At 67.5% G+C, this 25,191-nt stretch carries 23 protein-coding genes, 1 tRNA gene, 1 pseudogene and 1 riboswitch; of the genes and pseudogenes, 8 read left to right on the forward strand and 17 right to left on the reverse strand.

Going from position 1 to position 25,191, the window contains the following annotated elements:
* The first annotated feature begins 155 nt into the window (after positions 1-155).
* Together CFB43_RS04915 and CFB43_RS04920 are read left to right on the forward strand one after the other, a co-directional pair.
* Positions 156-359, forward strand: a complete 204-nt coding sequence (locus CFB43_RS04915; RefSeq protein ID WP_011351289.1) for a cold-shock protein — start codon at positions 156-158, stop codon at positions 357-359.
* Positions 360-500: 141 nt separating this feature from the next.
* A complete protein-coding gene (locus CFB43_RS04920; protein WP_089494293.1) occupies positions 501-1,637 on the forward strand; it encodes an exonuclease domain-containing protein in 1,137 nt (378 codons plus the stop codon).
* A gap of 35 nt (positions 1,638-1,672) precedes the next feature.
* On the opposite strand, the gene CFB43_RS04925 is transcribed toward CFB43_RS04920, so the two are convergent.
* Together CFB43_RS04925 and CFB43_RS38320 are read right to left on the reverse strand one after the other, a co-directional pair.
* Positions 1,673-2,266 (reverse strand): chorismate mutase, encoded by a 594-nt coding sequence (locus CFB43_RS04925; protein ID WP_089494294.1) that lies wholly within the window; start codon positions 2,264-2,266, stop codon positions 1,673-1,675.
* Between the two features lie 223 nt (positions 2,267-2,489).
* On the reverse strand, positions 2,490-2,636 hold the full coding sequence (locus CFB43_RS38320) for a hypothetical protein (protein WP_006756195.1): 147 nt from the start codon (positions 2,634-2,636) through the stop codon (positions 2,490-2,492).
* 197 nt (positions 2,637-2,833) lie between these two features.
* Between CFB43_RS38320 and CFB43_RS04930 the strand changes: the two genes are divergently transcribed.
* The 3 genes and pseudogenes from CFB43_RS04930 to CFB43_RS38760 all read left to right on the forward strand — a co-directional run.
* Positions 2,834-3,223 carry a DUF2946 domain-containing protein gene (locus CFB43_RS04930; RefSeq protein WP_089494295.1) on the forward strand — a complete coding sequence of 130 codons (390 nt, stop codon included), beginning with the start codon at positions 2,834-2,836 and terminating at the stop codon, positions 3,221-3,223.
* 124 nt (positions 3,224-3,347) lie between these two features.
* Positions 3,348-5,714, forward strand: coding sequence for a TonB-dependent receptor (locus tag CFB43_RS04935; protein ID WP_089494296.1), 2,367 nt, complete (start codon positions 3,348-3,350; stop codon positions 5,712-5,714).
* 45 nt (positions 5,715-5,759) lie between these two features.
* Positions 5,760-5,918: pseudogene (locus CFB43_RS38760) on the forward strand (TlpA family protein disulfide reductase); the annotation flags it as partial.
* Positions 5,919-5,997: 79 nt separating this feature from the next.
* Here the strand turns inward: CFB43_RS38760 and CFB43_RS04945 are convergent.
* The 7 genes from CFB43_RS04945 to pepN form a co-directional block, all read right to left on the reverse strand.
* Positions 5,998-6,252 carry a GlsB/YeaQ/YmgE family stress response membrane protein gene (locus CFB43_RS04945; protein WP_089439467.1) on the reverse strand — a complete coding sequence of 85 codons (255 nt, stop codon included), beginning with the start codon at positions 6,250-6,252 and terminating at the stop codon, positions 5,998-6,000.
* A gap of 254 nt (positions 6,253-6,506) precedes the next feature.
* The gene (locus tag CFB43_RS04950; protein ID WP_089494297.1) at positions 6,507-6,725 is read right to left on the reverse strand and encodes a hypothetical protein; all 219 of its coding nucleotides are present in this window, start codon (positions 6,723-6,725) and stop codon (positions 6,507-6,509) included.
* Entirely contained in the window at positions 6,722-8,455 is a 1,734-nt protein-coding gene (locus CFB43_RS04955; protein WP_089494298.1) for an FAD-dependent oxidoreductase, read from the reverse strand. The genes CFB43_RS04950 and CFB43_RS04955 overlap by 4 nt, the downstream gene beginning before the upstream one ends.
* A gap of 165 nt (positions 8,456-8,620) precedes the next feature.
* Positions 8,621-9,430 carry a helix-turn-helix transcriptional regulator gene (locus tag CFB43_RS04960; RefSeq protein WP_089494299.1) on the reverse strand — a complete coding sequence of 270 codons (810 nt, stop codon included), beginning with the start codon at positions 9,428-9,430 and terminating at the stop codon, positions 8,621-8,623.
* A gap of 171 nt (positions 9,431-9,601) precedes the next feature.
* A tRNA-Thr gene (locus tag CFB43_RS04965) sits at positions 9,602-9,677 on the reverse strand.
* Positions 9,678-9,885: 208 nt separating this feature from the next.
* Entirely contained in the window at positions 9,886-10,899 is a 1,014-nt protein-coding gene (locus tag CFB43_RS04970) for a class 1 fructose-bisphosphatase (RefSeq protein WP_089439471.1), read from the reverse strand.
* Positions 10,900-11,180: 281 nt separating this feature from the next.
* Positions 11,181-13,874, reverse strand: a complete 2,694-nt coding sequence (pepN, locus tag CFB43_RS04975; protein WP_089494300.1) for an aminopeptidase N — start codon at positions 13,872-13,874, stop codon at positions 11,181-11,183.
* Between the two features lie 187 nt (positions 13,875-14,061).
* Here pepN and CFB43_RS04980 point away from each other — a divergent pair, with 187 nt between their 5' ends.
* Positions 14,062-14,760: a DUF4136 domain-containing protein gene (locus CFB43_RS04980; RefSeq protein WP_089424759.1), complete on the forward strand. Its 699-nt coding sequence runs from the start codon at positions 14,062-14,064 to the stop codon at positions 14,758-14,760.
* A gap of 66 nt (positions 14,761-14,826) precedes the next feature.
* Here CFB43_RS04980 and CFB43_RS04985 read toward each other — a convergent pair whose 3' ends face one another.
* From CFB43_RS04985 to CFB43_RS05030, 8 genes are all read right to left on the reverse strand, one after another.
* Positions 14,827-15,399 (reverse strand): TMEM165/GDT1 family protein, encoded by a 573-nt coding sequence (locus CFB43_RS04985; protein WP_089494301.1) that lies wholly within the window; start codon positions 15,397-15,399, stop codon positions 14,827-14,829.
* 78 nt (positions 15,400-15,477) lie between these two features.
* Positions 15,478-15,615: riboswitch (yybP-ykoY riboswitch) on the reverse strand.
* A 146-nt stretch (positions 15,616-15,761) separates the two neighbouring features.
* Positions 15,762-17,078, reverse strand: coding sequence for a guanine deaminase (gene guaD / locus CFB43_RS04995; RefSeq protein ID WP_089460572.1), 1,317 nt, complete (start codon positions 17,076-17,078; stop codon positions 15,762-15,764).
* A 16-nt stretch (positions 17,079-17,094) separates the two neighbouring features.
* On the reverse strand, positions 17,095-17,421 hold the full coding sequence (locus CFB43_RS05000) for a hypothetical protein (protein WP_256989917.1): 327 nt from the start codon (positions 17,419-17,421) through the stop codon (positions 17,095-17,097).
* A 26-nt stretch (positions 17,422-17,447) separates the two neighbouring features.
* Positions 17,448-18,473, reverse strand: a complete 1,026-nt coding sequence (locus tag CFB43_RS05005) for an adenosine deaminase (protein WP_089494302.1) — start codon at positions 18,471-18,473, stop codon at positions 17,448-17,450.
* Between the two features lie 18 nt (positions 18,474-18,491).
* On the reverse strand, positions 18,492-19,508 hold the full coding sequence (gene xdhC, locus CFB43_RS05010; RefSeq protein ID WP_089460575.1) for a xanthine dehydrogenase accessory protein XdhC: 1,017 nt from the start codon (positions 19,506-19,508) through the stop codon (positions 18,492-18,494).
* Positions 19,509-20,140: 632 nt separating this feature from the next.
* Positions 20,141-20,653 (reverse strand): disulfide bond formation protein B, encoded by a 513-nt coding sequence (locus tag CFB43_RS05020; protein WP_089424765.1) that lies wholly within the window; start codon positions 20,651-20,653, stop codon positions 20,141-20,143.
* Between the two features lie 138 nt (positions 20,654-20,791).
* On the reverse strand, positions 20,792-22,168 hold the full coding sequence (locus tag CFB43_RS05025; protein ID WP_089494304.1) for an amidase: 1,377 nt from the start codon (positions 22,166-22,168) through the stop codon (positions 20,792-20,794).
* 7 nt (positions 22,169-22,175) lie between these two features.
* On the reverse strand, positions 22,176-22,856 hold the full coding sequence (locus tag CFB43_RS05030; protein ID WP_089494305.1) for a GntR family transcriptional regulator: 681 nt from the start codon (positions 22,854-22,856) through the stop codon (positions 22,176-22,178).
* 280 nt (positions 22,857-23,136) lie between these two features.
* Here CFB43_RS05030 and CFB43_RS05040 point away from each other — a divergent pair, with 280 nt between their 5' ends.
* Positions 23,137-24,327 carry a gamma-glutamyl-gamma-aminobutyrate hydrolase family protein gene (locus CFB43_RS05040; protein WP_089494306.1) on the forward strand — a complete coding sequence of 397 codons (1,191 nt, stop codon included), beginning with the start codon at positions 23,137-23,139 and terminating at the stop codon, positions 24,325-24,327.
* A 115-nt stretch (positions 24,328-24,442) separates the two neighbouring features.
* Positions 24,443-25,135, forward strand: coding sequence for a DUF2968 domain-containing protein (locus CFB43_RS05045; protein WP_089494307.1), 693 nt, complete (start codon positions 24,443-24,445; stop codon positions 25,133-25,135).
* Positions 25,136-25,191: the final 56 nt, after the last annotated feature.

A 25,191-nucleotide genomic window follows, 5' to 3' on the forward strand; every position in this document is an offset into this window, starting at 1 on the left:
AAATTTCCTTGACGCACCCGGATTGTCCAATTTATAAAGTCAGCACTCCGTCCTCGGGCGGCGTGCTGGTGTGGGTGCTGGCGCAATGTTTCGGGATTTCGGGAAACGGCTATAAAAATAGCTTTTTTGGATCTAATCGAGTGGGGAACGAAGACATGGATACCGGTATCGTGAAATGGTTTAACGATGCTAAAGGTTTCGGCTTTATTACGTCGGACAATGGCGGTGAAGATTTGTTTGCACACTTTTCCGAAATCAAGATGGACGGCTTCAAGACGCTGAAGGAAAACCAGCGTGTTTCGTTCGACGTGAAAGTCGGGCCGAAAGGCAAGCAGGCAGCGAATATCCAGGCGGTCTGACGCGCCACGCATTGCCGATCACGTCCGGCCCCCGCATTGCGGGGGCTTTTTGTTTTACGGGGGCGGAACATTCCGGTTCGGGCTGGCCGCGAACCCGTATGCCGGTGCATACTCACGGAAGCATCGTTTTCCAGTCTTTTCATGTCTGATTCCCCCCGTCCGTCCGATCCAGCCAGCGAACAGCCGCTCGTTTTCGTCGACCTTGAAACCACTGGCGGCTCGCCCGCCGAACACCGCATCACCGAAATCGGCGTGGTCGAAATCGGCCCGTTCGGCGTGTCGACGTGGACGACGCTCGTCAATCCGGGGCAGCCGATTCCGCCGTTCATCCAGCAACTGACAGGCATTTCGGACGAGATGGTGCGCGAGGCGCCGTCATTTGCGTCGCTGGCGCCGGGTTTGTTCGAGCGGCTCGACGGCAAGCTTTTCGTCGCGCACAACGCGAGCTTCGACCGCGGCTTCCTGCGGGCCGAATTCGAGCGGGCCGGCTTCGCGTTCAATCCCGATGTGCTGTGTACGGTGCGGCTGTCGAAAGCGCTGTTCCCGCGTGAGTCGCGGCACGGCCTCGACGCGTTGATCGAGCGCCACGGCCTCGTGCCGGCTGCCCGCCACCGGGCGCTGGCGGATGCTGACCTGCTGTGGCAGTTCTGGCGCCTGTTGCACGATATCGTGCCGCTCGAGCGGCTGCGTGACCAGATCGCGCGCACGACGCGCCACTTCCGTCTGAGCGGCGACCTGACCGAAGCCTGGCTCGATACCGCGCCGCCCGGCTGCGGTGCGTACGCACTGTTCGGGGAGGAGGATGTGCCGCTGTATGTCGGCCGCAGCGTGCGTGTGCGGCAGCGGCTGCGTGCGCTGCTGACGGGCGAGCGCCGTTCGTCGAAGGAAATGCGATTGGCGCAGCAGGTGCGGCGGATCGAATGGCGCGAGACCGGCAACGAGTTGGGGGCGATGCTGGCCGAAGCGCAATGGATTGCCCGGCTGCGGCCGTCATACAACCGGCGCCTCGCGGCCGATGCCCGTGCCGGCGCTGCGCCCTGGCCGTTCGAAGGTGCGGTCGCATTCGAGGCGAGCGGCGAGCGCAGCCTGTTTCATGTGATCGACGGCTGGCGCTATCTCGGCGCGGCGGAGTCGCTCGACGCGGCCGCGCAACTCGCGGCCGACGGGACGGACGGTGCGTTCGAGCCCTTTACCCACCGTCTGCTGCAGACGCATCTCGCCCGCGGCCTGCAGCTGATTCCGCTCGCCGCGCTTACGCCTGCGGGGCTGGCGGGTTAATCAGCGCGAGCTCGCGCGCCCTGCGCCCGCTGCCGTCAGCCGATCGCGCTTGCGCCGCCGGCCGAGCAGACGTGCGACAGCGCGGTGTCGAGTGCCTGCGTTTGCGTGGCGTCGTAGCGCGTGAGCGTCTTCCAGTTGGCGATGCTGCGCGCGAGCCGCGCCTGGCAATCAGGCGCATCCCGCAGCGGTGCAACCTGCGCGAGCCCCGCGAGCATTTTCTGCGTCAGCCGGTCGAGCGCCGGGCGCGTGCTGGTCGCGAGATCGGGCGGCGTGCCTTCCGGCGGCCGCGTCGTGCGCCAGGTCGCGAACAGCGCATTCTGCACATCCTTGCTCGCGGTGATCTGATCCTCGAAGAACGTCCGTGCGAACGCGGGATCGACACCGGCCTGTGCCGCGCGCTTCTCGACCGACACGAGCAGTTCCGCTTCGCGCGGTCGGTCCTCGATTGCCTTGTGATTCGCCCATTTCCATCGAGCGACCGGTTCGGCGAGCGCGAGGCGCTGCGACGCGAGCGCGACGATATTGGTGAGGGCGGTGTCGTCACCGTCTGCATTGGCGACGCGCGGGGACAAAAAGAGGGCGACGCCGAGCGCGGCGACAGCGAGGCTGGCACGAATGGCTTGCTTCATCGGAACGATCGGGAGAGCCGGGCGGGCCGGAAGTGGAAAACCAGAAGGATAGACGAAGACAGTCGCGCGGCGTAGCGCAGCGACCGGAGAATCAGCAGGCGAGCTGATGCGGCACCGTCAGGCTGTTGCGGCCCGGGTGCAAGGCGAATTGTGCGCGATGCGCAGTGATGAACCGCACGATAGCGAGGATCGGCACGTGGCGGTTACAGAACCGGACAGGCGTTCACTTCGGCGAGTACAGTTTGTGCTGCTCGTCGAAGAATGCCCGCACATGGTCAGGCAATTCGGCGAGGAATTCCACGCCGACGGGTTCCGGATCCGGGCTCATCACTTGCTCCGGCGGTGGCATGCGGGTTGGTCTTTCGTCCATGGTCATTTCTCCAGCAGGTTCGATGATTATCAACCTCGTGCTTGGATTTATGCCAGTGGCGAATCGTTAGATTTTGTCTCTGTTGTATTAACGGCACATGCGCTCTGGCGCGCGCTGCGATGCCGACTATTGCGTCGTGTGGAATCGGCAAGAATCGGGCCGCTTGTTATACTTGCGCGCACTTTTTTTGGACCGTGATGAAGCGAACGACGCGATGGATCGGCCTCGTATGGCTGGCGCTGTTACTGAACGTACTGTCGCCTGTCATCGGCTATGCGCGTCTTGCATCGAGCGGTTCCGGCGAGCTCACGCTCGAGTTGTGCAGTGCAGCGGGCGCCCGCCAGGTCGTGCTCGCGCAGGCGGGCGGCGATCACGGTACGTCGTCGTTCGACCATGCCGGCGTGCCACACTGCGTGTACTGCCCCGGCTTCACGGCGAACGTGGCGCTCGGGTCGAGCCTGCCCGCACTGCCGGGCTTCGTGCGGACGTTCGCCTATCGCGCGGCCGCGCCCGCCATTCCCGATTTTCCCCGCAAGGGCATCCGTCTCGCGCAGCCTCGCGCCCCGCCTGAAAACGCTCCGATCTGATTGATGTCGTCCGCGCGCCCCGGTGGCGCGCGTGCCGTCCGCGGCCGGGCCGTGTGCCGCGCCGTTCGTGCGCGGCGCGCACTCGTGTCCGGCGGCGTCCGATCACGTTTTCAGGAATTCACTCATGTCCTCTCTCTTCGCCGCGCGGCCGTCGCGCGGCAGGCTCGCGCTCGCATGCGCGGCCGCTTTCGCGTGGCCCGCCGCCCATGCGGCCTCGACCGACGCTTCACGCAGCGCCACCACGCGCGGTCGCGTCGAGCGTGCCGCCAATGCCGCCGCTCCCGCTTCGGCCGTCGCAATCGCGCCGCCGGCGCCGGCGGCCGGCGAGACGCTGACCGCCGTCAGCGTGACCGCGCAGCGGCAACCGGTCGATCCGGATACCCCGACCGTCGTCACGTCGATCACGCGCGAGCAGATCGAGTCGCACACCAACGTCACCACCGAGGACGCGCTGAAGTACGCGCCGAACCTGATGGTCCGCAAGCGCTATATCGGCGACCGCAACAGCGTGTTCGCCGGCCGCGACTTCAACGAACTGCAGAGCGCGCGCGGGCTCGTCTACGCCGACGGCGTGCTGCTGTCGAACCTGCTCGGCTCGAGCTACGCGTATCCGCCGCGCTGGTCGCTGATTCCGCCGGACGATATCGCGCGCGTCGACGTGCTCTATGGCCCCTTTTCAGCGCTGTATCCGGGCAACTCGATCGGCTCGACCGTGCTGCTCACGACGCGCCGCCCGGAAAAGCTCGAGGCGTCGCTGTCGACGCAGTTCTTCACGCAGCGCTACCACGACGGCTACGGATTCGCGGACAGCTTCGGCGGCAATCACCAGACCGCGCGGATCGCTAACCGGGTCGGCCGGTTCTGGTTCGCGCTGTCGCTCGACCGGCTCGAGAACAACGGTCAGCCGATGCAGTATGCGAGCCCCAATTCGGCATACAACCCGAAGCTCGGCGCCGCCGTGCCCGTGACGGGCGCCGCGACCGACATCGGGCCCAATGGCAAGCCGCGGACGATCGTCGGCGCGCAGACGATCGAGCGGACCGAGCAGCTCAACGAGACGGTGCGGATGGGCTATGCGTTCACCGATCACGTCGACGCAACGCTCACGCTCGGGCATTGGGAGAACCATTACCGGCAGCACGGCGAAACCTTCCTGCGCGATGCGGCCGGCAATCCAGTTTACGGTGGCAACGTGTCGATCGGCGGCCGGAACATGACCGTCGCGCCGAACGCGTTCGCGCCGCAGCGCGGCGACCAGGAGAACTGGCTATATGCGCTCGGCCTGAATGGCCGGCTCGATTCCGGCTGGCGCCTGTCGGGCGCCGTATCCGCATACGACGTGTCGCGCGACGTGCAACGCTCGGCATCGACCGTGCAGGGCGGCGCAGGCACGCTGTTCCAGGGCGACGGCACCGGCTGGCGCACGCTCGATCTGAAGGCCGAGGCGCCGGAAGTGAAGGGCCACACGTTCACGTTCGGCTATCACTACGACAATTACTTCCTGCGCAACGTCACGTACAACACGGCCGACTGGCTGGCGGGGCCGACCACGTCGCTGTCGAGCGTCTATCGCGGCGACACGCGCACGCAGGCGCTGTTCGGGCAGGACGCGTGGCGTTTCGCGCCGGGCTGGCTCGCGACGCTGGGGCTGCGCTACGAGCGCTGGGATGCGTACGGCGGTGCGCTCGGCAATGCAACGGGCACGCTCGGCTATGCGGACCGCAGCGCGAATGCGCTGTCGCCGAAGGTTGCGTTGCAATGGGATGCGACCGACGTCTGGCGCTTCCGGCTGTCGTTCGCGACCGGCACGCGTTTCCCGACGGTCGGCGAACTGTTCCAGGGCACGATCTCGAACAACGCGATCGTCAACAACAACCCGAACCTGCGGCCGGAAAAGGCGATCGACTGGGATTTCACGGCCGAACGCGACGTGGGTGTCGGCATCGTGCGTGCCAGCGTGTTCCAGAGCGACCTGCGCGATTCGATCTACAGCCAGACGACGGTGTCGGGCGCGACGACGGTGACCAACATCTCGAACGTCGATCGCGTGCGCGTGCGCGGCGTCGAACTCGCGTTCAGCGGCGAGAACGTCGGTTTGAAGGGGCTCGCGATCGACGCGAACGTGTCGGCGAGCAACGCGCAGATCCTCGCCGACGCCGCGAATCCCGCGTACGTCGGCTTGCGCTTTCCGCGGATTCCGCGCATGCGTGCGAACCTGCTCGCGTCGTATCGCTTCGACGAGCACTGGCTCGCGAGCGTCGGTGTGCGCTACTCGGGCCGTCAGTTCAACACGCTCGACAACAGCGACGTGAACCCGGACGTCTACGGCGGCACGAGCTCGTTCACGGTCGTCGACCTGAAGGCGCGCTACCGCTTCGACCGTCACTGGACCGCGTCGCTCGGCATCGACAACCTGACGGACCGCCGCTACTACGTGTTCCACCCGTATCCGGGCCGTACTTTCTATGGAGAACTGAAATGGTCGCTGTGAGATCGCTCGCGGCAGGCGGTGCGCTGTGGTGCGCGTTGCTGTCGCCAGCCGATGCCCGAGCGTTTGCGCGCGGCGCTCGATGCGGGAGGGGGAGGGGAAATGCCGCGCACCCTATGGATCGGGCGCGATGATGCACGCGAAGCGCGCAGTGGACTGCCGACGGCCGACATACCCGACGGCTGGTTGCAGCGCGCGAAGTGCTGAACGGGCCGGCGGCGCGCGGCGAGCGTGCCGCGCGCTGGCCTGATGCGAAAACGCGCCCGAAGGCGCGTGAAGAGAAGCGTCAGGCCGCTCGCTTGAATAGCCGGATCACGAACAGCAGGATCACCGCGCCGACGACCGCGACGATCACCGAACCGATGAAGCCGCTGCCGACGCTGATGCCGAGTATCCCGGCGAGCCAGCCGCCGATCACCGCGCCGACGATCCCGACGATGATGTCGACGATCAGCCCGAAGCCGCCGCCCTTGACGAGCAAGCCGGCGAGCCAGCCGGCGATCGCACCGATGATGAGCCACATAATCAAGCCATGAGCCATGGTTGTCCTCTCCTTGAGTTGTCGAATGACCGGACGTCGGCAGCGTTGCCGCAAGCTGAATGAAGGCGGCAACGCGACCTGCCGCGCCGCCCACGCAATGTAACGCGATAGACGGGTCGGAATCGTTAAGTAATGTTATGCACCCTTAGCGGGATTTTCCAGGGAATTCGTCTGCATACGGCGAGGCCCGTGCGCGAACGGTGCATGGTGAAATGAAGTTGTAATGTATGGCCGCCGGTGAAGCCGGTCAGCCATCAGCATGGGCGTTCGTGCGTCGATGCCTGCCTGCCCGCGTCCGGCAATCCGTCGCTTGCATCGGCGATCAGCCGTGCCACGGTCGCGACATCGCCGATCGCCTCGATCGACAGCAGTGCGAAGCGGGCGAGAAAGAGCGATGCATCGGCTTCCCCGATCTGCGTCATCGCGCGGCACAGGTCGGTGTAGAGGGTGTCGCGTTCGGTATTCGTCATCATGCGATCTCCTGAGGATCGGTTGATGCGCGCGGATGGAGCGCGCGTCCGAGCGCGGCGGCCACGTCGCCGGCGCGAGCGTCGTGCCAGCGCCCGAGTACATGGCCGTCCGGGCGCACGAGATAGACGGTGCCCTCACGCGCGCCATACATGTCGAACAGCCGGCCGCCTTCGTCATGCCCGCCGCAGGCCGGTTGCTGCGGCACCGCATGCCGAGCGAGCGTGACGAGCGCGAACGGTATCTGCTTGGCCTGCAGGCGTCGTTCGAGATCGGCCAGCGTCGGATCGGGTACGCCGTCGGACGTGAAGCAGAGTGCGGTGAAGCGCGGGGCGACGAGATCGGTCAGGTGGCCGCGGCGCGTGTCGCTGCCGTGGACCGTGTACCGCATCAGCGGACATTCGGCGAGCACCGTGCCGGGCGCGGGGCCGGCTGAAAACGTGTCGCGTTCGGCTGCGTTGAGCGACGACGTCGCATACGCGATGGCCGTCGTCTGGCGCGGATTGATCAGCGAGCGCAGCGCCGGATGCCGGACCGCGAGCGACAGCACGGCCTTGCGCATCAGTTCGAACGCAAACGACGGCGGCGCCATGAACTCGGTGCTCTTCGTGCCGTAGCGCAGGTTCTCGTGCGTCGCGAACACGCGTTCGTCCGAGTAGTTGTCGAGCAGCGTGTCCGATGCGAGCCCGCGAGTCACGTACGCGAGTTTCCATGCAAGGTTGTCGGCATCGTCGATGCCCGAATTCGCACCGCGCACGCCGAAGATCGGCACGAGATGCGCTGCGTCGCCGCAGAACAGCACGCAGCCGTGCCGATAGCGTTCGAGCGTCAGCGCATTCGCCTTGTAGATCGTGATCCAGATCGGCGACCAGTCGCCGTGCTCGCCCATCATGTCGAGCAGGTTCTGCACACGGGGGATCACGTTCTCCGGTTTGATGGCCGCTTCGGGATCCTCATCGTCGCGTAACTGGTAGTCGATTCGCCACACGTTGTCGGGCTGCTTGTGGACGAGTACCGTCGAGCCCGGGTTCGACGACGGATCGAAGTATGCGAGCCGTTCGGTTGGCCGGTCGCTGTCGAGCGCGATGTCGACGATCACGTAGCGGCCCTCGTAGCTCGTGCCCTGCAACGACAGGCCGAGCGCTTCGCGCATCGTGCTGCGACCGCCGTCGCACGCGACGACCCAGTCGGCGTCGAGTGCGTAGCTGCCGAGCGGTGTGTCGACATCCAGGCGAACGCCGTCCGGATGCCGGGTCACGCCGGTGACTTTCGCCTGCCAGCGGATCTCGATGAGTTCGGGGCGGCGCAGCGCGGCGTCGAGCAGGAATTGCTCGATGTGATACTGCGCGAGATTGATCATCGGCGGCAGCTTCTGGTTTTCGTCCTGCGGCATCGTGAAATGCAGCACTTCGTCGCGACGGTAGAAGCTGCGTCCGCCGGTCCACGGCAACCCCGTGCGCAGGAAGTCGTCGAGCGCGCCGAGCCGCTCGATGATCTCGAGGCTGCGCCGCGAGATGCAGATCGCACGGCTGCCATGGCAGACCGCATCGTCGGCCTCGATCAGCACGCTGCGGATGCCATGGTTCGCGAGGCCGAGCGCGACGGCGAGGCCGACGGGGCCGCCGCCGACGATCGCTACGCGATGCCGGTGCGTATCGATACCGTCGTCGCAGGCCGGCAGATGCGCGGGATGGCGCTCGGCGACGAACGGGTAGGGCTTGAAGTCGATATTCATCGTTGGCTTCCGGGGGAGGGCGGTTCCACGTGCACGCGCGCCGGGGCAAACGCGTGCAGGCAGTCGAAGCAGTATGGAAGCCGGGCGGAAGTCCGCTGTCCCCATTCCGGGTACAGCAAGCCGACCGGGATTTACCCCGGTTCGGTCATCGCAGGCCGGTTTGGTTCAGGGCTGCAGGCAGAGCGCGAACAACTGGCGCTGGCTCGAGATGCCCAGGCGCCGGTACGCGCGTTTCTGGTACGTGACGACGCTCGACGCCTTCACGCCGATCGTCTCGCCGATCTCTTGTGCGGTCTGGCCTTCTAGCACACCGCGCAGCACGTCGAGTTCACGCTTGGACAGCGCCGGGCAGGCGCTGCGCAGCCGCGCGAGCATCCGTTGCGGGATTCCGATCTGCGCGGCACCGGCGAGCGCGTAGTGATGCTTCGCGGCCTGCGCGATCAGCGGTGCGAGCGTTTCGATCTCCGCGATCTCGCGCGGCTGGAACGCGCCGCTGCGATGCGCGCGGTACAAATTGATCGACAGCCAGCTCGCATCGTTGGGCTGCATCAGCAACGACAGCCGGTCGGACACGTCGGGGCCGCGGTAGCAGGCCGCTCGATACGCTTCATGAACGATCTCGTCGCCGGCCTGCTGGTGTAGCACCAGGTCGTGGCGGCGCGTGCCGCGAGGTGCGCTCGACACGATCTTCTGGTTGCCGTCGAGCGTGTAGAAGTGTCGCGCGTAGGTGTCGGCGACGTCGCGCAGGTAGCGGCCGCCGCGGTGGTCGGCGACGGACAGCGTGCGCGGACGGTTGCCGAGCTCGTACGCGAAGATCGTGCATTGTGTGACCGACAACGCATCGTCGAACAGCTTCAGCACTTCGGCTGCGAATGCGTTGGGCTCGTTGCCGCCGATCGCGGCGACAAGGCGCGTCGCACGCGATACGTCCAGTTGCCCGGTGAGGTTCTGTCGCTCGAGACGCCAGGTGCGCATGATGCTCGGAAAGGGCGGAGGGGTCCGGCGATTGTAATCGGCGGCGTGCGGCGCGGGAGTCGGGTGATGCCCGCAAGCGGAGCGGACGCGGAGAGAAGAAGGGCAGCGCACGATTGGGCGCCCGGAATGAGAAAAGGGCTGACAAGCATTGCTTGTCAGCCCTTTATAACTTGGTGCCGGAGATAGGAGTCGAACCTACGACCTTCGCATTACGAATGCGCTGCTCTACCAACTGAGCTACACCGGCATCAGAGAAACGAAATTATAAGGTGAAATCTGAGACCTTGGCAATAGGTTTTGCGAATTTTTTTCAGCTTGCTGCTGCTGTTTCGCGAAACTCATCGACTCGGCAAACTTCCCCGCTTCGTTTCACTGCGATGCGACCCGTTGGGGTCACATCGAGAGCCGCGATTCTACGTACGTCGCGCGACACTGTCTAGTGCTGCAGTGCAAATTTATTGCTTTTCCTGATGGTAACCCGTCACGCGCTCGACTTCGTTCTTCGAACCGAGGAACACCGGGACGCGCTGATGCAGGCCCGTCGGCTGCACTTCCATGATGCGCTGCGTGCCGGTCGTCGCGGCGCCGCCCGCCTGTTCGACGATGAACGACATCGGGTTCGCTTCGTACATCAGGCGCAGCTTGCCCGGACGATCGGGCGTGCGCTTGTCGGCCGGGTACATGAAGATGCCGCCGCGGTTCAGGATCCGGTGCACGTCGGCCACCATCGACGCGATCCAGCGCATGTTGAAGTTGTCGCCGCGCGGGCCGTCCTTGCCGGCATTCAGTTCGTCGACGTAGCGCTTGACCGGGTCGTACCAGTGGCGCGCGTTCGATGCGTTGATCGCGTATTCGCGCGTGTCGGCCGGGATCTGCATGTTGCTCTGCGTGAGCACCCACGAGCCGACTTCGCGGTCGAGCGTGAAGCAGTTCACGCCGTTGCCGGTCGTCAGCACGAACACTGTCTGCGGGCCGTACACGGCATAGCCGGCCGCAACCTGCTGCGTGCCGGGTTGCAGGAACGATTCCTCGGTCGCCTGCTTGCCGTCCGGGCAGCGCAGCACCGAGAAGATCGTGCCGATCGACACGTTCACGTCGATGTTCGACGAGCCGTCGAGCGGATCGAACACGAGCAGGTATTCGCCGCGCGGGTAGTTCGCCGGGATCGGGAAGAACGTTTCCATTTCTTCCGATGCCATCGCGGCGAGGTTGCCGCCCCATTCGTTCGCGTCGAGCAGGATTTCGTTCGACAGGATGTCGAGCTTCTTCTGCACTTCGCCCTGGACGTTCTCGCTGCCGGCGGTGCCGAGCGCTTCGCCGAGCGCGCCCTTCGACACGTTGTAGCTGATCGCCTTGCATGCGCGCGCGACGACTTCGATCAGCAGGCGCAGGTCGGCGGGGAGGTTGTTGGTCTCACGTTGCTGTTCGATCAGGAACTTCGACAGCGTGGTGCGGCGGGCAATGGACATGACAGACTCCAGAAGGCCAAAAGAATCCTTGAATAGCCGCAATTTTACCCGCCGCGCCTCCCGTGCCACCGGCTTTTTTCGTCCGGTTACATGGCCGGGCGGCCAGCCCGGCCCGGTTTTCCGGTGATGGAAACCGGCGGGACGCGCTTGACGCCAACGGCAGGTGTCGCGGTCGCCCTCCGCGATTGCGCGCGGTTCCAGCAGTCTTCACACCATAAAAAAGCCGGTGCCGCGACAGGCGGCACCGGCTGTATCGCGCAGGCGCGACGCGGGCGATGGCGTTACGCGAGCGCCTTCTCGACGATTTCGCGCACGTCACGTGATTTCGCACCGACGGCGACCTGCTCGAGCGCTTCGCGCATCCGGTCGCGCAGCGCCGGCGTAAAGCGGCGCCACAGTTCCAGCGAGCGCGCGAGGCGTGCGGCGACCTGCGGGTTGATCGCATCGAGTGCGAGCACCTGTTCGGCCCAGAACGCGTAGCCCGAGCCGTCCGCCGCGTGGAATTGCGCGGGGTTGGCCGCGCAGAAGCTGAAGATCAGCGAGCGCGCGCGGTTCGGATTCTTCAGGTTGAACGCCGGGTGCGCGAGCAGCTTGCGGACCTTCGCGAGCGTCGGCTGCGCGGGCGTGCCGCGTTGTGCCGCCTGCATCGCGAACCACTTGTCGATCACGAGCGCTTCCTTCTCGAAGCGACGATAGAAGTCGTCGAGCGCGTGCTCGGCCGGTTCGGTCGCGCCGGAGGCCGCGGCGGACAGCAACGCACCGAGTGCGGCCGCGCGATCGGTCATGTTGTTCGCCGCGTCGTACTGGGCAGTGGCGAGGCGCACCGCATCGGCCGGATCCTCGAGTTCGGCGAGATACGCGAGCGCGAGGTTCTTCAGCGCGCGGCGGCCGGAGGCGTCCGGCGTCGGCTCGTAGGCGCCGGGCGTCTGGTGCTGCGCGTAGGCGGCCAGCCATTCCGCGTGCAGCGCGGTGGCGAGCCGGCGGCGCACGAACTGGCGCGCGCGATGCACGGCGGCCGGATCGGCTTCGGCCATCTGGTCGGCGAGGTAGGTTTCCGACGGCAGCGTCAGCGCGAGTTCGCGGAACGCCGGCGACAGGCTTTCATCGGTCAGCACGCGGCGGAATGCGGCGACGAAGTTCTCGCCGAGCGTGAGCGGCTCGTTCGCGGCCGCACGCGCGGCGAGCGTCAGCAGCGCGCGCGTCGCGAGGCGCTGGCCGGCTTCCCAGCGGTTGAACGGATCGCTGTCGTGCGCGAGCAGGAACGCGAGATCGTCGTCGCTGTAGTCGTACTCGACGATCACCGGCGACGAGAAATTGCGCAGCAGCGACGGCAGCGGCTGTTCCGGCACGTCGACGAACGTGAAGGTCTGCTCGGTGTCGGTGAAGTCGAGCACGCGCGTCGTGCCTGCTGCTGCGGCTTCGCCGTCGAGACGCAGCGGCAGGTCGCGGCCGTCGCGGCCGATCAGGCCGATCGCGAACGGAATCAGCAGCGGCCCTTGCTGCGTGTCGCGCGCGGCCGGCGACGCGTCGCCGTAGCCCTGCGCGAGCGTCACCGTATAGCGGCGCGCGGCCGCGTCGTACGCGGTGCGCACCGACACGCGCGGCGTGCCCGCCTGGCTGTACCAGCGTTCGAACTGCGCGAGGTCGCGCCCGTTCGCGTCGGCCATCGCGTGACGGAAGTCGTCGCAGGTCACCGCGTGCCCGTCGTGGCGCTTGAAGTACAGGTCCATCCCCTTGCGGAAGCCGTCGCGGCCGAACAGCGTCTGATACATCCGCACGACTTCCGAGCCTTTTTCGTAGACGGTCATCGTGTAGAAGTTGTTGATCTCGACGTAGCTTTCCGGGCGCACCGGATGCGCCATCGGGCCCGCGTCCTCGGCGAACTGCAGCTGGCGCAGCACGCGCACGTCCTCGATGCGCTTGACCGCGCGGGCCGCCGATTCGAGGTCGTCGCCCGCGGCCATGTCGGCCGAGAACTCCTGGTCGCGGAATACCGTCAGGCCTTCCTTCAGGCTCAGCTGGAACCAGTCGCGGCAGGTCACGCGGTTGCCGGTCCAGTTGTGGAAGTACTCGTGACCGACCACCGATTCGATGTTCGCGAAGTCGGTGTCGGTCGCGGTCTCGGGGTTCGCCAGCACGTACTTCGTGTTGAAGATGTTGAGCCCCTTGTTCTCCATCGCGCCCATGTTGAAGTCGCCCACCGCGACGATCATGAAGCGGTCGAGATCGAGCTCGAGGCCGAAGCGCTGCTCGTCCCAGCGGATCGAGTGGATCAGCGAATCCATCGCATGACGCGTCTTGTCGAGATCGGCCGGCTCGACCCACACCTGCAGCAGCTTCTCCTTGCCCGAGCCGGACGTGATCTTCTCCTCGATCGCAACGAGCTTGCCCGCGACCAGCGCGAACAGGTAGCTCGGCTTGCGGAACGGGTCTTCCCATTTCGCGAAGTGGCGGCCGTCGGGCAGGTCGCCCGAATCGACGAGGTTGCCGTTCGACAGCAGCACCGGGTACGCGGCCTTGTCGGCGCGCAGCGTCACCGTGTACGACGCCATCACGTCCGGACGGTCGAGGAAATAGGTGATGCGGCGAAAGCCTTCGGCTTCGCACTGCGTGAAGAAGTTGCCGCTCGACACGTAGAGGCCGGACAGCGTCGTATTCTGGTCGGGTGCGCATGCGCTTTCGAGCGTCAGCTCGAAGGCTTCGGGGACGTTCTCGACCGTCAGCCCGTGTTCGTGCGCGCGCACGGCGCCATGCGGCGCGCCATCCAGCCAGGCGCCGACGAATTCGAGCGCTTCGCCCATCAGCTCCAGGTGCGGCGCGGGCGCGGCGTCCGGATTGCGGCGCACGCGCATCGTGTTCCTGACGATCGTACGGGCCGGCGCGAGATCGAATTCGAGCGCGACGGCATCGATGAGGAAGGCCGGCGGCGTGTAGTCGGCGCGGCGGATCACGGTGGAGGAGGCGTTGTCGGACATGGTCGTCGAGATCGGTGGAGTGGGGGACGGGCCCGTGGCACGGGCCGGGCGAACCGGGCCATTGTACAAAGGCTGGCGGCCGCGTGCCGGGCGAACTTTTTACCGGTTCCGGGAGTCCGCGTATTATCGGCATCCCATTACGGTTCGCGCGGTGCGACGAACGGGTGACGGATCGAAGAGGATCAACATGAAACGCGAATGGATTCAACGCGGTGCGGGCTGGGCGGCGGTGCTGTGCGTGGCGCTGCTGACCGGCTGCACCAGCTACGTGACGACCCAGGTCACGGCCTTCTCCGACTGGAGCGGCAGCGACGCGACACGCACCTATGCGTTCACGCGCACCGAGGCGCAGAAGAACAGCATCGAGCAGTCGACTTACGAGCCGATCGTCGCGAACGAGCTGTCGACGTATGCATTCCGGCAGGTGCCGCAGGCGCAGGCGCGGTACCTCGTCGGGTTGACCTATGCGGTCGGCAGCGATCTCGTGACGGTCCCGCAGCCGGTCTATTACGATCCGTGGTTCGCGCCCGGGCCGTACTGGCGGCGCGGGCCGTGGGGCCCGTGGGGTCCCTGGGGGCCGATGCCGGCCGGCTACGTCGCGCAGACGTACCAGGTGTTCGACTACACGCTCGGCATCCGCATCACTGAGCGCGCGACGGGCAAGGAGGTGTACAACGTGTCCGCGCGCACGACCGGCGACAACGGCACGCTGCTGTACGCGATGCCGTTCCTCGCGCGCAGCGCGCTCGCCGACTTCCCGCTGTCCAACGGCGCGGTTCGCTCGGTCCGGCTGCCGGTCGACAAGCGCGGCGGCCCGGCGGCGCCGGCTGCCAACGAACGCGTGGTGCCGGCCGCGCCCGCGTCGGGTGCCGCCGCCGCGAAATAACGCGGGATCCCGCTCGGCGCGGCCGTCCGGCCGCGCCGGCCATGCCCTTCCGTCATACCCCGATAGTCAGACCCCGATACCCAGCAGCGCCAGCGCGCCGAGCACGACGAACAGCACGGCCGCGATCGCGTGCACGAGCTTCGTCGGCAGGCGGTGCGCGAAGCGGTCGCCGAGCAGGATCGCGGGCACGTTCGCGAGCATCATCCCGAACGTCGTGCCGGCCACGACGCCGAGGTAGTCCTGGAAGCGCGCGGCCAGCGCGACGGTCGCGATCTGCGTCTTGTCGCCCATTTCCGCGAGGAAGAATGCGACGAGGGTCGCACCGAACACGCCGAGCCGCGAGCGGTTGGCATTGGCTTCGTCGGCATCGAGCTTGTCCGGCACGAGGATCCACAACCCCATCGCGATGAACGAGAACGCGAGCGCCCAGCGCATGATCGACGGCGTGACGAGCACGCCGAGCCACTCGCCGAGCGCGCCGGCGAAACCGTGGTTCACGAGCGTCGCGACGAGCACGCCGAGGATGATCGGCACCGGCTTGCGATAGCGCGCGGCCAGTACGAGGGAAAGCAGTTGGGTCTTGTCGCCGATTTCAGCGAGGGCGACGGCGCCGGTGGAGATCAGGAAGGCTTGGGACACGGATGGGGTTCCACGGGCCGATGTTGTGCGTGCGAGCGACGATCCACCGCGCGCCGGGCCCTGATGCGGCGCGCTGTGAACCATCGGTCTCGCCAGGCCTAGGTGGCTGCGTCCGCCATGGCCGTACGGCCAAGTCTGTTGACGGACGCCTCCGTCACGATGCGCGCCGGGAGCGCGGGACATCGAGCGGAGCGGCTACTCCCCAATGAGCGGCGAATTCTAGCACGGTGCGTTGCGCACGGGAAAGCGGTTGGCGGGCGCTGCGCCCGGCGTCGGGGCGGGATCGGGCTACGGCAATCTTGGCGGCCCGGCACGCGTAGCGGTGGAGGCCCGCGCGTGCCGGGGCGAACCCCGGCAGGTCGTTACGCGGCAGGGCGGCGTGCCGCGCCGCGCTCGTGGACGAGTTGGCCGGCGGCATAGGTGCGGTACACCGCACGGTCGTCGCCGAGCAGCGCGAACGCGAACAGCAGTTCCTCGAGCGAATCCGCGCGCTTCGTGCGGCGCGCGAGCAGCGGCGTGGCCTGCGGATCGAGCACGACGAAGTCGGCCTCGGTGCGCGGGGCGAGGGTGCCGACCGTATCGGCGAGGTCGAGTGCCTGCGCGGCGCCGGCGGTTGCGAGCCAGAACATCCGCGTCGCGGTCAGGTGGTGGCCCGACAGCCGCGCGACCTTGTGCGCTTCGTTCATCGTCTGCAGCATCGAGAACGACGTGCCGCCGCCGACGTCGGTCGCGAGCGTGACCGGCACGTCGTATTCGCCGGCCTTGTCGAAATCGAACAGCCCGCTGCCGAGGAAGAAGTTCGACGTCGGGCAGTGCGCGACGACGGTGCGTGTCTCGGCCATCCGGCGGCGGTCCTCGTCGTCGAGATGGATACAGTGGCCGTACACCGCGCGCGGGCGCAGCAGCCCGTAGCGGTCGTAGATGTCGAGATAGCTGCGATGGCCGGGGAACAGCTCGGCCACCCATTTCACTTCATCGACGTTTTCCGCGACGTGGCTCTGCACGAACACGTCCGGATGGCGGCGCGCGAGTTCGCTGCACGCTTCGAGCTGCGCCTCGGTCGACGTCGGCGCGAAGCGCGGCGTGAGCGCGTACATCTGGCGGCCCTTGCCGTGCCAGCGGTCGATCAGCTCGGCACTGTCGTCATAACCCGATTGCGCGGTATCGCGCAGGAATTCGGGGCAGTTGCGGTCCATCAGCACCTTGCCCGCGATCATCCGCAGGTCACGCGCGTCGCTCGCCGCGAACAGTGCATCGGCCGACTGCTTGTGCACCGTGCAGTAGACGAGCGCGCTCGTCGTGCCGCACGCGAGCAGTTCGTCGACGAAGAAGTCGGCGACTTCGCGCGCATGCTCGGGATCGCCGAACTGGCGCTCGGTGGGGAACGTGTACTTGTCCAGCCACGGCAGCAGGCCCGGCGCCGGCGACGCGATCATGTCCGTCTGCGGATAGTGGATGTGCGTGTCGATGAAGCCGGGCACGATCAGCTTGTCGCGCAGGTCATGGACGATCGCGTCGCGCGCGAGCGTCGCGGCGAGTTGCGCGTACGGGCCGGCCGCGACGACCTTGCCGTCGTCGACGATCAGGAGGCCGTCGGTCTCGTAATTCGCGGCCTGGCTCGATTGGGCCGGGTCGCCGTTGAAGGTCAGCAGCTGGGAACGGAAAGCGGTTTGCGTCATGACGAATGGTCCTGCATCAAGATAAGGCGAACAGAGGAAAACGGGCGACGCCGCACGACGGCAAGGCGGTGCCTGGCGAGCGGGTGCGGCACGCTGCGTGCGGCACGGCGGATGCGATTGCGCGGGCGAACGTGGCGGCCGAAGCCGCCAGCGAGTGATTGCCGGCGGGCCTCGCAGCCGTTGCGCTCACGGCCGATGCGGTGGCGAGCGAAACGGCAAATCGCGACGGCAGGCACGCGCGGGCGACGACGAACAGCGCCGTCGCCGCGCACTCGCGCACGCGGTCGTCCCGGCGCAAGGCCGGGCCGGTGGTCGCGAAGCGGATGCCGTTGCCGTGTTTCATCTGTCAGCGTTCCTCGATGCCGGCCGTCACGCGGCCTGCCAGTACGCGTCGAGGCGCGCGTACAGTGCGTCGCGCTGCGCCGGTTCGATGAACGACGCCTCGAAGCCGTTGCGGATCACCGCATGGACTTCGGCATCCGTGAGTTGCAGCCCTTCGGCCGTCGCGAAGTAGTTTTCATTGACGTAGCCGCCGAAATAGGCCGGATCGTCGGAGTTGATCGTCACCGCGACGCCGCGATCCAGCAGCGCCTTCAGCGTGTGCTTCGCCATGTCGTCGAACACGCACAGCTTCAGGTTCGACAGCGGGCAGACGGTGAGCGCCGTGCGCGATTTCGCGAGGCGCTCGACGAGCGCCGGATCCTCGATGCTGCGCACGCCGTGGTCGATCCGGTCGACCTTCAGCACGTCGAGCGCTTCGTAGATGTACGCGGGCGGGCCTTCCTCGCCTGCGTGCGCGACGAGCTTCAGCCCGAGCGCGCGCGCCTTCTCGAACACGCGTGCGAACTTCGTCGGCGGATGGCCGAGCTCGGACGAGTCGAGGCCGACGCCGATCAGGCGATGGCGATAGCGCTCGAACAGCGGCAGCGCGGATTCGAACGTCGCGAGCGCGTCCTCTTCGGGCAGGTGGCGCAGGAAGCACAGGATCAGCTTGCTCGACAGCCCGCGTTGCTCGGCATCGGCGAGTGCCCGCTCGATGCCCGCGACCACCGTCTCGATCGGCACGCCGCGCTCGGTGTGCGTTTGCGGATCGAAGAACAGCTCGGTGTGGACGACGTTGTCGGCGAGCGCGCGTTCGCAGTACGCGGCCGTCATGTCGTAGAAATCCTGCTCGGTCAGCAGCACGCTCGCGCCGGCGTAATAGATGTCGAGGAACGACTGCAGGTCGGTGAACGCGTACGCGGCGCGCAGCGCGTCGATCGAGTCGTACGCGAGCTTCACGCCGTTGCGCTGCGCGAGCGCGAAAATCAGTTCGGGCTCCAGCGAGCCTTCGATGTGGATGTGCAGCTCTGCTTTCGGCGCGCGGGCAATCTTGTCCTTGAATGTCGGGGTCATGGCGTCGTTCTTGGTCGGTCAGTAGGTAGGGGAAGCCTGCGTGGACGCGTTCGCATTCGCGTTTGCCTCGACGGCCTGCAGCAATTGCGCAGCCACCGAGATCGCGATCACCTCGGGCGCCTTGTCGATGATGCCTTCGACACCGATCGGGCAGCGCATCCGCGCGACCTGGGCCGGGTCGATGCCGATGGCTGCAAGGCGATGATCGAACTGCGCGCGCTTCGCGTGCGAGCCGGTCATCCCGAAATACGCATAGTCGCCACGTCGCAGGATGCGCTCGGCCAGCACGAAATCGAGTGCGTGGTCGTGCGTCATCACGACGAAGTAGGACTGCGGCGGTGCGGCGTCGACCGCGTCGGCCGGGGCAGCGGCCGCTTCGATCGCGAGGTTGCCGATGCCGGCGAGCGCGTCGGCCGGCGGGAACACCGCATCGGGCCCGTCGATCCAGCGCACGTGGCACGGCAGCGTCGCCAGTACCTTCACGAGCGCGGTGCCGATGTGCCCGGCGCCGAACAGCACGACGGGGAACGCATACGGCGCGATCGTTTCGGTCATCAGCGACACGCCGCCGGTTTCCCACAGCAGGCAGTCGGCACGCGCGGCTTCCGATTCGGGCTCGCTCAACAGCGGCGCGCCCGGCGAGGGGCCGAATGATACGCTACGCACGGTCGCGACGCCGGCCGCGACACGCTTCGCGAGCGACATGATCCAGCCGAGATCGCCCACGTCGAGCCGCTCGAACGCGAGTACCACGGCGCCGCCGCAGCACTGGCCGAGACTCGGGCCGAGCGCGAGCCGTTCGAGCCGGCGCGCGTGCGGCACGTGCGCGCCATCCTTCAGCAGATGCCGCGCGATCTCGATCGCCTTCCATTCCAGATGACCGCCACCGATCGTATGGCGGGCCGTGTCGCGCGTGACGAGCATCTTGGTGCCGGCTTCGCGCGGCGCGGAGCCGTCGGTGTGCGCGACCGTCACGAGCACGGCCGCTTCGCCGTGCGCGAGCAGTTGCTGCAGATCGCCGAGCCAGGCTTCCATCAGCACGCTCCGTTCGGGACGACGCGGCACGACATGCGGCGCGGGCTGGCGGGCGTGGCGGCAACGATGACGGACGGGAGCGAGGCGGGCCGGCCGCACGGCCGATGCAGTGCGGCGGCAGCGCGCGAACGGCGCGCGCGGACGGCCCCGCCGGATGCGCGGACGCCATGAGGGTGACGGATGCGGATGGTTTGCGTTGTCATGATGAATCCAGTCGACATTGCGGATCGGGCGCGCGTTACGCAGGGGTGGTGAGACCGCCTGGCCTCGCGCACGTAGATCGCCATCCAGTCACGAAGATAGCACCGCGAGGCGACGGGAACATCGCGGGGCGGTGATCCGGGCTATCAGGAGGCGATCATGTCGATCATAGGCCCGCCGCGCGGGATCGGGGCGCCGATGCGTGCACATCGGGCCGAAACGCAGGCGTGGCGGGGCTGGGCGCGGAACTCGCGCGATGCGCGTTCGCCCGGAGACCCGGGCGGCGGCGGGGTAGGTGTTTACGCTTGACGGGCCGGATGCGGCTCGCCGGGCTGGGCCGGCGGGCGCTCCGGAGCCGGGCGGTCACGGGCCGGCGGTCGTGTGCGGCCCGGGCGAACGGGCCGCGCGCAGGTCGTTGCGAAACCGGCCGGTCAGGCCACGAGCTTGCGGCGATGGCGCCAGAGGCTCGCGGCGACCGCGACCAGGATCACGGCGAAGGCGATCAGCGCCCAGCCGGGCAGCAGGATGCCGAAGATCGGCGGGTAGACCGTCTCGCACAGCCCGGCGACCTTGAACATGCCGGGGAACCACTGCGCGGGCGGCAGGCTGTCGACGATCGGCTGCAGCGTGTCGAAGCCGCAGCTGAAGCCCGGATTCATCTGGATCGACAGATGCCGGGCGGCCGTGCCGACACCGCCGGCCGCGGCGATCGCGATCAGCAGCTCGAGCACCCAGACCCCGCGCCAGTTGCGGATCCCGGCGGCCAGGAACGCGAAGATCCCGATCGCGCAGAAGAAGTATCGCTGGATGATGCACAGCGGGCACGGATCTTCGTTCTTCACGTACTGCAGGTAGAGCGCACCGGCCAGCAGGGCGATGCACACCCATCCGAGCAGCATCAGCAGGCGGCGTTCGCGGCGGATGGCGAGCGTGTAGTCGTTCATGTCGGCGGGGTTCCTCGTGGTCGGTCCGGAAAACAATCGCGCGATTTTAGCGCGAACGGTCTGGCACGAAACTGACAGCGCGCGTGCGGCAACCTGCCGCACCGCGCGTCCTGCCCGTCGGCGCCCGGTTGGCGGCGCTTAGCGGATCGTGTTCAGCACGGCCTCGACCGCCTGGCCGATCGCGAGCAGCGCGTCGTCGCGGTGCGGCGCGGCCGCGAGCATCAGGCCGACCGGCGCCGCGTCGCGCGGATGGCAGGGCAGCGACAACGCGCAGGCGTCGAGGAAGTTGAACGCGCTCGGGTTGCGCAGGATCAGCGCGTTGGTGCGCGTGAAGGCATCGTCATCCGCTTCGAGGTCGGCGATACGCGGCGGCACGACCGGCACCGTCGGCGCGACGAGCGCATCGAAGCGCGACCAGACCGTGTGCGCAGCTTCGTCGAGCATCGCCGTGCGCGCGGCGAGCAGGTCGAGATAGTCGGCCGCGCTCGCGGGTTCGCCCTTCAGGATCCGCGTGAGCACGCGCGGGTCGTACTGGTCGCGGTGCTTGGCGAGCAGCGGGCGATGCCACGCGTAGGCCTCGATCGGCGAGAAGCCGAAGCGGTTGACGTCCGGCAGCCGGTCGAGCGCGGGGAAGCGCACTTCCGTGACGATCGCGCCGGCGGCTTCGAGATGCTTGAGCGCGGCGTCGAGCGCGGCCGCGACGTCGGCATCGACGCCGTCCGTCACGTAGTTCGTCAGCACGCCGAGCCGCACGCCTTCGAGCGGCCGGGCGGCCGGCACGTGCGGTTCGAGGCCCGCGAGCATCCGGTCGACGAGCGCGCAGCAGGCGACCGTCAGGCCGATCGGGCCGAACGAGTCGAGCGTCGTCGACAGCGGCACGCCGCCGTGCGTCGGGATCCGGCTCGCGGTCGGCTTGAAGCCGGTCAGCCCGCACAGCGCGGCCGGAATGCGGATCGAGCCGCCCGTGTCGGTGCCGAGCGCGACGGCGGCCATCCCGTCGGCGACGGACGCGGCCGCGCCGGACGACGAACCGCCGGAAATCCGCGCGTCGCCCGGCACGTCGCGGTGGTACGGCGAGCGCGGATGGCCGAAGTGCGGGTTCAGCCCGAGCCCCGAGAACGCGAACTCGCTCATGTTGGTGCGGCCGACCAGCACCGCACCTGCGCGCTTGAGCCGCGCGACCGCGACCGCGTCGGTGCGCGCGGCCGGCGCGCCGTCGAGCACGCGCGAACCGGCGCGCGTCACCTGACCCGCGACGTCGAACAGGTCCTTGACCGACACCGGGATGCCCGCGAGCGGCGACAGCACGGTGCCCGCGGCGCGCAGCCGGTCGTGCGCGTCGGCGGCTGCGCGCACGTTGTCGGCATCGACTTCGGTGAAGACGACTGCGCCCTGGCCCGACGGATCGGCGATCCGGTCGAGCGCGGTGTCGACGAGCGCGCGGCTCGTGGTCCGGCCGGCGGCGAGGTCGGCGGCGAGCTGGGCGAGCGGGGGGAAGGGCGTGAAAGTGGTCATGGGCGGCTCAGGGGCGAAGATGTTGAAGAAGCGTGGAGCGGAACGAATCGATATGACTTTCAACGGCCGCGCGTGCGCCGGCGGCGTCACGCGCGGACAGCCGATCGAACAGCTCGCGATGCTCGCGCTGGACGTCGACGAGATGGTGAGGTTCGGACAGCGTGACGAACCAGAAGCGCAGCGAGCGCTCATGCAGCCCGCGCAGGATGTCGGCGAGGACGGCATTGCGCGCGGCCGCGGCGATCGCCTGGTGGAAGGCGCGGTCGAGTTCCATCATGCCTTCGACGTCGTGCGTGTCGACGCAGGCCTGCCCGTCGTCGAGCAGCGCGGCGAGGCGCGCGAGATCGTCGGGCGTTGCATGGCGCGCGGCGAGTTCCGCGCAGTGCGCTTCGTTGATGCGCCGCACGTCGATCACCGCGACGATGTCGTCGAGCGACAGCGGCCGCACCATCAATCCCTTGCGCGGCATCACGGACAGCAGCCCTTCGAGCACGAGCCGATGCACGGCCTGGTGCACCGGCGTGCGGCCGATGCCGGTGCGGGCGACGAGGTCGGCTTCGTTGAGGGCGGCGCCGGGCTTCAGGCGCATCGTGATGATGTCGTGCTGGATCAGCGCATACGCGCGGTCGGCGAGGCTGGCCGTCGGTGCGGCCGGGTGCTCGTGGGTGACGTCGGCGAGGGCATTCATGCAGGGTGCGGCGCGGCGGCCGGACGGGGCGCGATCATGGCGCAGGCGGTCGGGAAGCGTGGACGATGCGTGGATATTATTGTGATATATCACTGATGTCCAGTATGGGCGGTGCCGCATCCGCCTGGCCGGCCCGCGGGCGGGGCGCTCCCCCGACGCAGTTTGCCGTCGACTTGCAACAATATCGACAGGATGTTGCAGGTTTGCCGCTCGATCGTGCGCTGAAGCATAATGAATCTTCGTTTATCCATACGCGTGAGCGACGTACCAGACCATCGTCATGAGCGAAAACACGCCTTCCCCGGCCGGTCTGCCCGGCACCTCCTCCGTTTCTTCCGATTCACCCCGTACCGATCCGGCGAAAGCGCCCGACGCGCCGGCCACCCAGGCCGCCGCGCGCAACGTCGCTGCCGACGGCGCGTCACCGGTTACGGCTGCGTCCGAGCCGGGCGCGCCCGGGGCGACCGGCGCTGCCATCGATGGCGCTGCCGCCGCCGCGCCGCCGAAGGCTGGCACGCCGCCACCCGGTTTCGGCGCGCAGCCTGATTTCGACACGCCGCGCCCGCCGCCCGCGAGCGCGCAGAATGCGCCGCCGGCCTATCTGAAGCAGAGCGACACGCCGTGGTCGGTATTCGGCCGGATCGTGGCCGCCCGCGCCCGCCGGCTGTTCGACCGTGCCGGCCAGCGCATCACGCAGCGCACGCTGCGCATCGGCGTGTCGGCGCGGATCTTCCATCCGGAACCGGGGGCGAAGGGGCTGCGAGGCAAGACGCTCCAGTACCTCGAGGAATCGATCGCGCACTGGGTGATGTCGCGCGACGTGCTCGTGTTCATGATTCCGACCGTCGGCCATCAGGGCATGATTCATCCGAGCAACATCCGCCTGCGCGACTACGCGAAGCATCTCGACGGCCTGCTGCTGCAGGGCGGTGCAGACGTATCGCCGCAAACCTATGCCGCGTCCGACGCCCGCCCCGAATGGCCGGGCGATCGCGTGCGCGACATGTACGAGCTCGAGCTGCTGCACGAGTTCGTCGAGTCCGGCAAACCCGTGCTCGGCGTGTGCCGCGGCTGCCAGCTGATCAACGTCGCGTTCGGTGGCTCGCTGTACCAGGACATCGCCACCGACGTGCCGACCGCGAATGCGCACGTGAGCGAGCATTACGACCAGCATCGTCACGCGATCCGCTTCCCGGATTCGTCGACGCTTGCGAGCATGTTCCCGGGGCGCAGCGAAGCGATCGTCAACTCGATCCACCATCAGGCGATCCGCGATCTCGGCCGCGATCTGAATATCGAGGCCGTGTCGGCCGGCGACGGGATCATCGAAGGCATTCGCCATCGCCGTTCGCCGTTCGTCGTCGGCGTGCAGTGGCACCCCGAGTTCCATCGTGCCGGCGGGTCGGAGCTGCTCGACTGCACGCCGCTGCTCGATGCATTCCTGCGCGCGGCGCGCGAAACCCGCCTGTAGCAAGCCGTATGCTTCGCGTCGTACGACGGCCGGCCGCATCCCGACAAATTCGAGATGCGGCCGTTTCGTTTTGAACGATAATCGCGAGTTCCGATTCGTTTGCCGGAGTCTGACGTTGGCTTTCCGAAATTTTTCCCCTGCACGATGCGCCACGTGGATCGTTGCGCTGGCTGCCTGCGCGCAAGCGGGCGTGGCCTGGTCCGCCGACGCGACGGCGCCCACCGCCGGTACGCGTCCGGCGGTCACGAGCCTGCGCGGCGACACGGCGGCATCCGCCACGGCTGCGACGGATGCCGCCGCACAAGGCAACGTCGCGGAGCTGACGCAGATGCTGCACGACGGCCGGATCGTCGAGATGCGCACGACGTACAACGGCAGCTACGGTGCGAGCCTGATGTTCGACCCGCGCGAGATGACGTACTACGTCGCGCTGTTCCAGGACAAGCATCTGTGGCGCGTGATCCGGTCGCAGGAAAAGACCCGCGCGGAGATGGTCTACGCGAACTTCGTTCAACAAACCGTACAACTCGCCGATATCGAGATCCGCCGTACCGAGCTGGACGCGCAGAAGGCGTTTCTCGAGCGCGTGATTGCGTTGCAGGCGAATCGTGCGCAGCAGTTGCAGGCCGACCTGAGCGTGGCGCGCAGCCAGCAGGCTGAAGTCGCGCAGCGGCAGCGCTCGGCGCAGGAGCAGGCGCAGGCGCTGCAGGTCGAGAAGCGGGCTGCACAGATGCAGCTGCGCGATCTGCAGGAGCAGGTGCGACAGCTCGAGAAGCAGAACGAGACGGGGCTGCCCGCGCACAAGTAACGCATCGTCCGACGGACGCAGAGACGAGCAAAACCCGGCAAAGCAAGCTTCGCCGG

Source organism: Burkholderia sp. AU15512 (assembly GCF_002223325.1).
Lineage (GTDB): Bacteria > Pseudomonadota > Gammaproteobacteria > Burkholderiales > Burkholderiaceae > Burkholderia.

Excerpts from the sequence above, each read along its gene's own strand:
- CFB43_RS04915 (WP_011351289.1), top strand. The coding sequence starts at position 156 with ATGGATACCGGTATCGTGAAATGGTTTAACGATGCTAAAGGTTTCGGC.
- CFB43_RS04920 (WP_089494293.1), top strand. The coding sequence starts at position 501 with ATGTCTGATTCCCCCCGTCCGTCCGATCCAGCCAGCGAACAGCCGCTC.
- CFB43_RS04925 (WP_089494294.1), bottom strand. The coding sequence starts at position 2,266 with ATGAAGCAAGCCATTCGTGCCAGCCTCGCTGTCGCCGCGCTCGGCGTC.
- CFB43_RS38320 (WP_006756195.1), bottom strand. The coding sequence starts at position 2,636 with ATGGACGAAAGACCAACCCGCATGCCACCGCCGGAGCAAGTGATGAGC.
- CFB43_RS04930 (WP_089494295.1), top strand. The coding sequence starts at position 2,834 with ATGAAGCGAACGACGCGATGGATCGGCCTCGTATGGCTGGCGCTGTTA.
- CFB43_RS04935 (WP_089494296.1), top strand. The coding sequence starts at position 3,348 with ATGTCCTCTCTCTTCGCCGCGCGGCCGTCGCGCGGCAGGCTCGCGCTC.
- CFB43_RS04945 (WP_089439467.1), bottom strand. The coding sequence starts at position 6,252 with ATGGCTCATGGCTTGATTATGTGGCTCATCATCGGTGCGATCGCCGGC.
- CFB43_RS04950 (WP_089494297.1), bottom strand. The coding sequence starts at position 6,725 with ATGATGACGAATACCGAACGCGACACCCTCTACACCGACCTGTGCCGC.
- CFB43_RS04955 (WP_089494298.1), bottom strand. The coding sequence starts at position 8,455 with ATGAATATCGACTTCAAGCCCTACCCGTTCGTCGCCGAGCGCCATCCC.
- CFB43_RS04960 (WP_089494299.1), bottom strand. The coding sequence starts at position 9,430 with ATGCGCACCTGGCGTCTCGAGCGACAGAACCTCACCGGGCAACTGGAC.
- CFB43_RS04970 (WP_089439471.1), bottom strand. The coding sequence starts at position 10,899 with ATGTCCATTGCCCGCCGCACCACGCTGTCGAAGTTCCTGATCGAACAG.
- pepN (WP_089494300.1), bottom strand. The coding sequence starts at position 13,874 with ATGTCCGACAACGCCTCCTCCACCGTGATCCGCCGCGCCGACTACACG.
- CFB43_RS04980 (WP_089424759.1), top strand. The coding sequence starts at position 14,062 with ATGAAACGCGAATGGATTCAACGCGGTGCGGGCTGGGCGGCGGTGCTG.
- guaD (WP_089460572.1), bottom strand. The coding sequence starts at position 17,078 with ATGACGCAAACCGCTTTCCGTTCCCAGCTGCTGACCTTCAACGGCGAC.
- CFB43_RS05000 (WP_256989917.1), bottom strand. The coding sequence starts at position 17,421 with ATGAAACACGGCAACGGCATCCGCTTCGCGACCACCGGCCCGGCCTTG.
- CFB43_RS05005 (WP_089494302.1), bottom strand. The coding sequence starts at position 18,473 with ATGACCCCGACATTCAAGGACAAGATTGCCCGCGCGCCGAAAGCAGAG.
- xdhC (WP_089460575.1), bottom strand. The coding sequence starts at position 19,508 with ATGGAAGCCTGGCTCGGCGATCTGCAGCAACTGCTCGCGCACGGCGAA.
- CFB43_RS05020 (WP_089424765.1), bottom strand. The coding sequence starts at position 20,653 with ATGAACGACTACACGCTCGCCATCCGCCGCGAACGCCGCCTGCTGATG.
- CFB43_RS05025 (WP_089494304.1), bottom strand. The coding sequence starts at position 22,168 with ATGACCACTTTCACGCCCTTCCCCCCGCTCGCCCAGCTCGCCGCCGAC.
- CFB43_RS05030 (WP_089494305.1), bottom strand. The coding sequence starts at position 22,856 with ATGAATGCCCTCGCCGACGTCACCCACGAGCACCCGGCCGCACCGACG.
- CFB43_RS05040 (WP_089494306.1), top strand. The coding sequence starts at position 23,137 with ATGAGCGAAAACACGCCTTCCCCGGCCGGTCTGCCCGGCACCTCCTCC.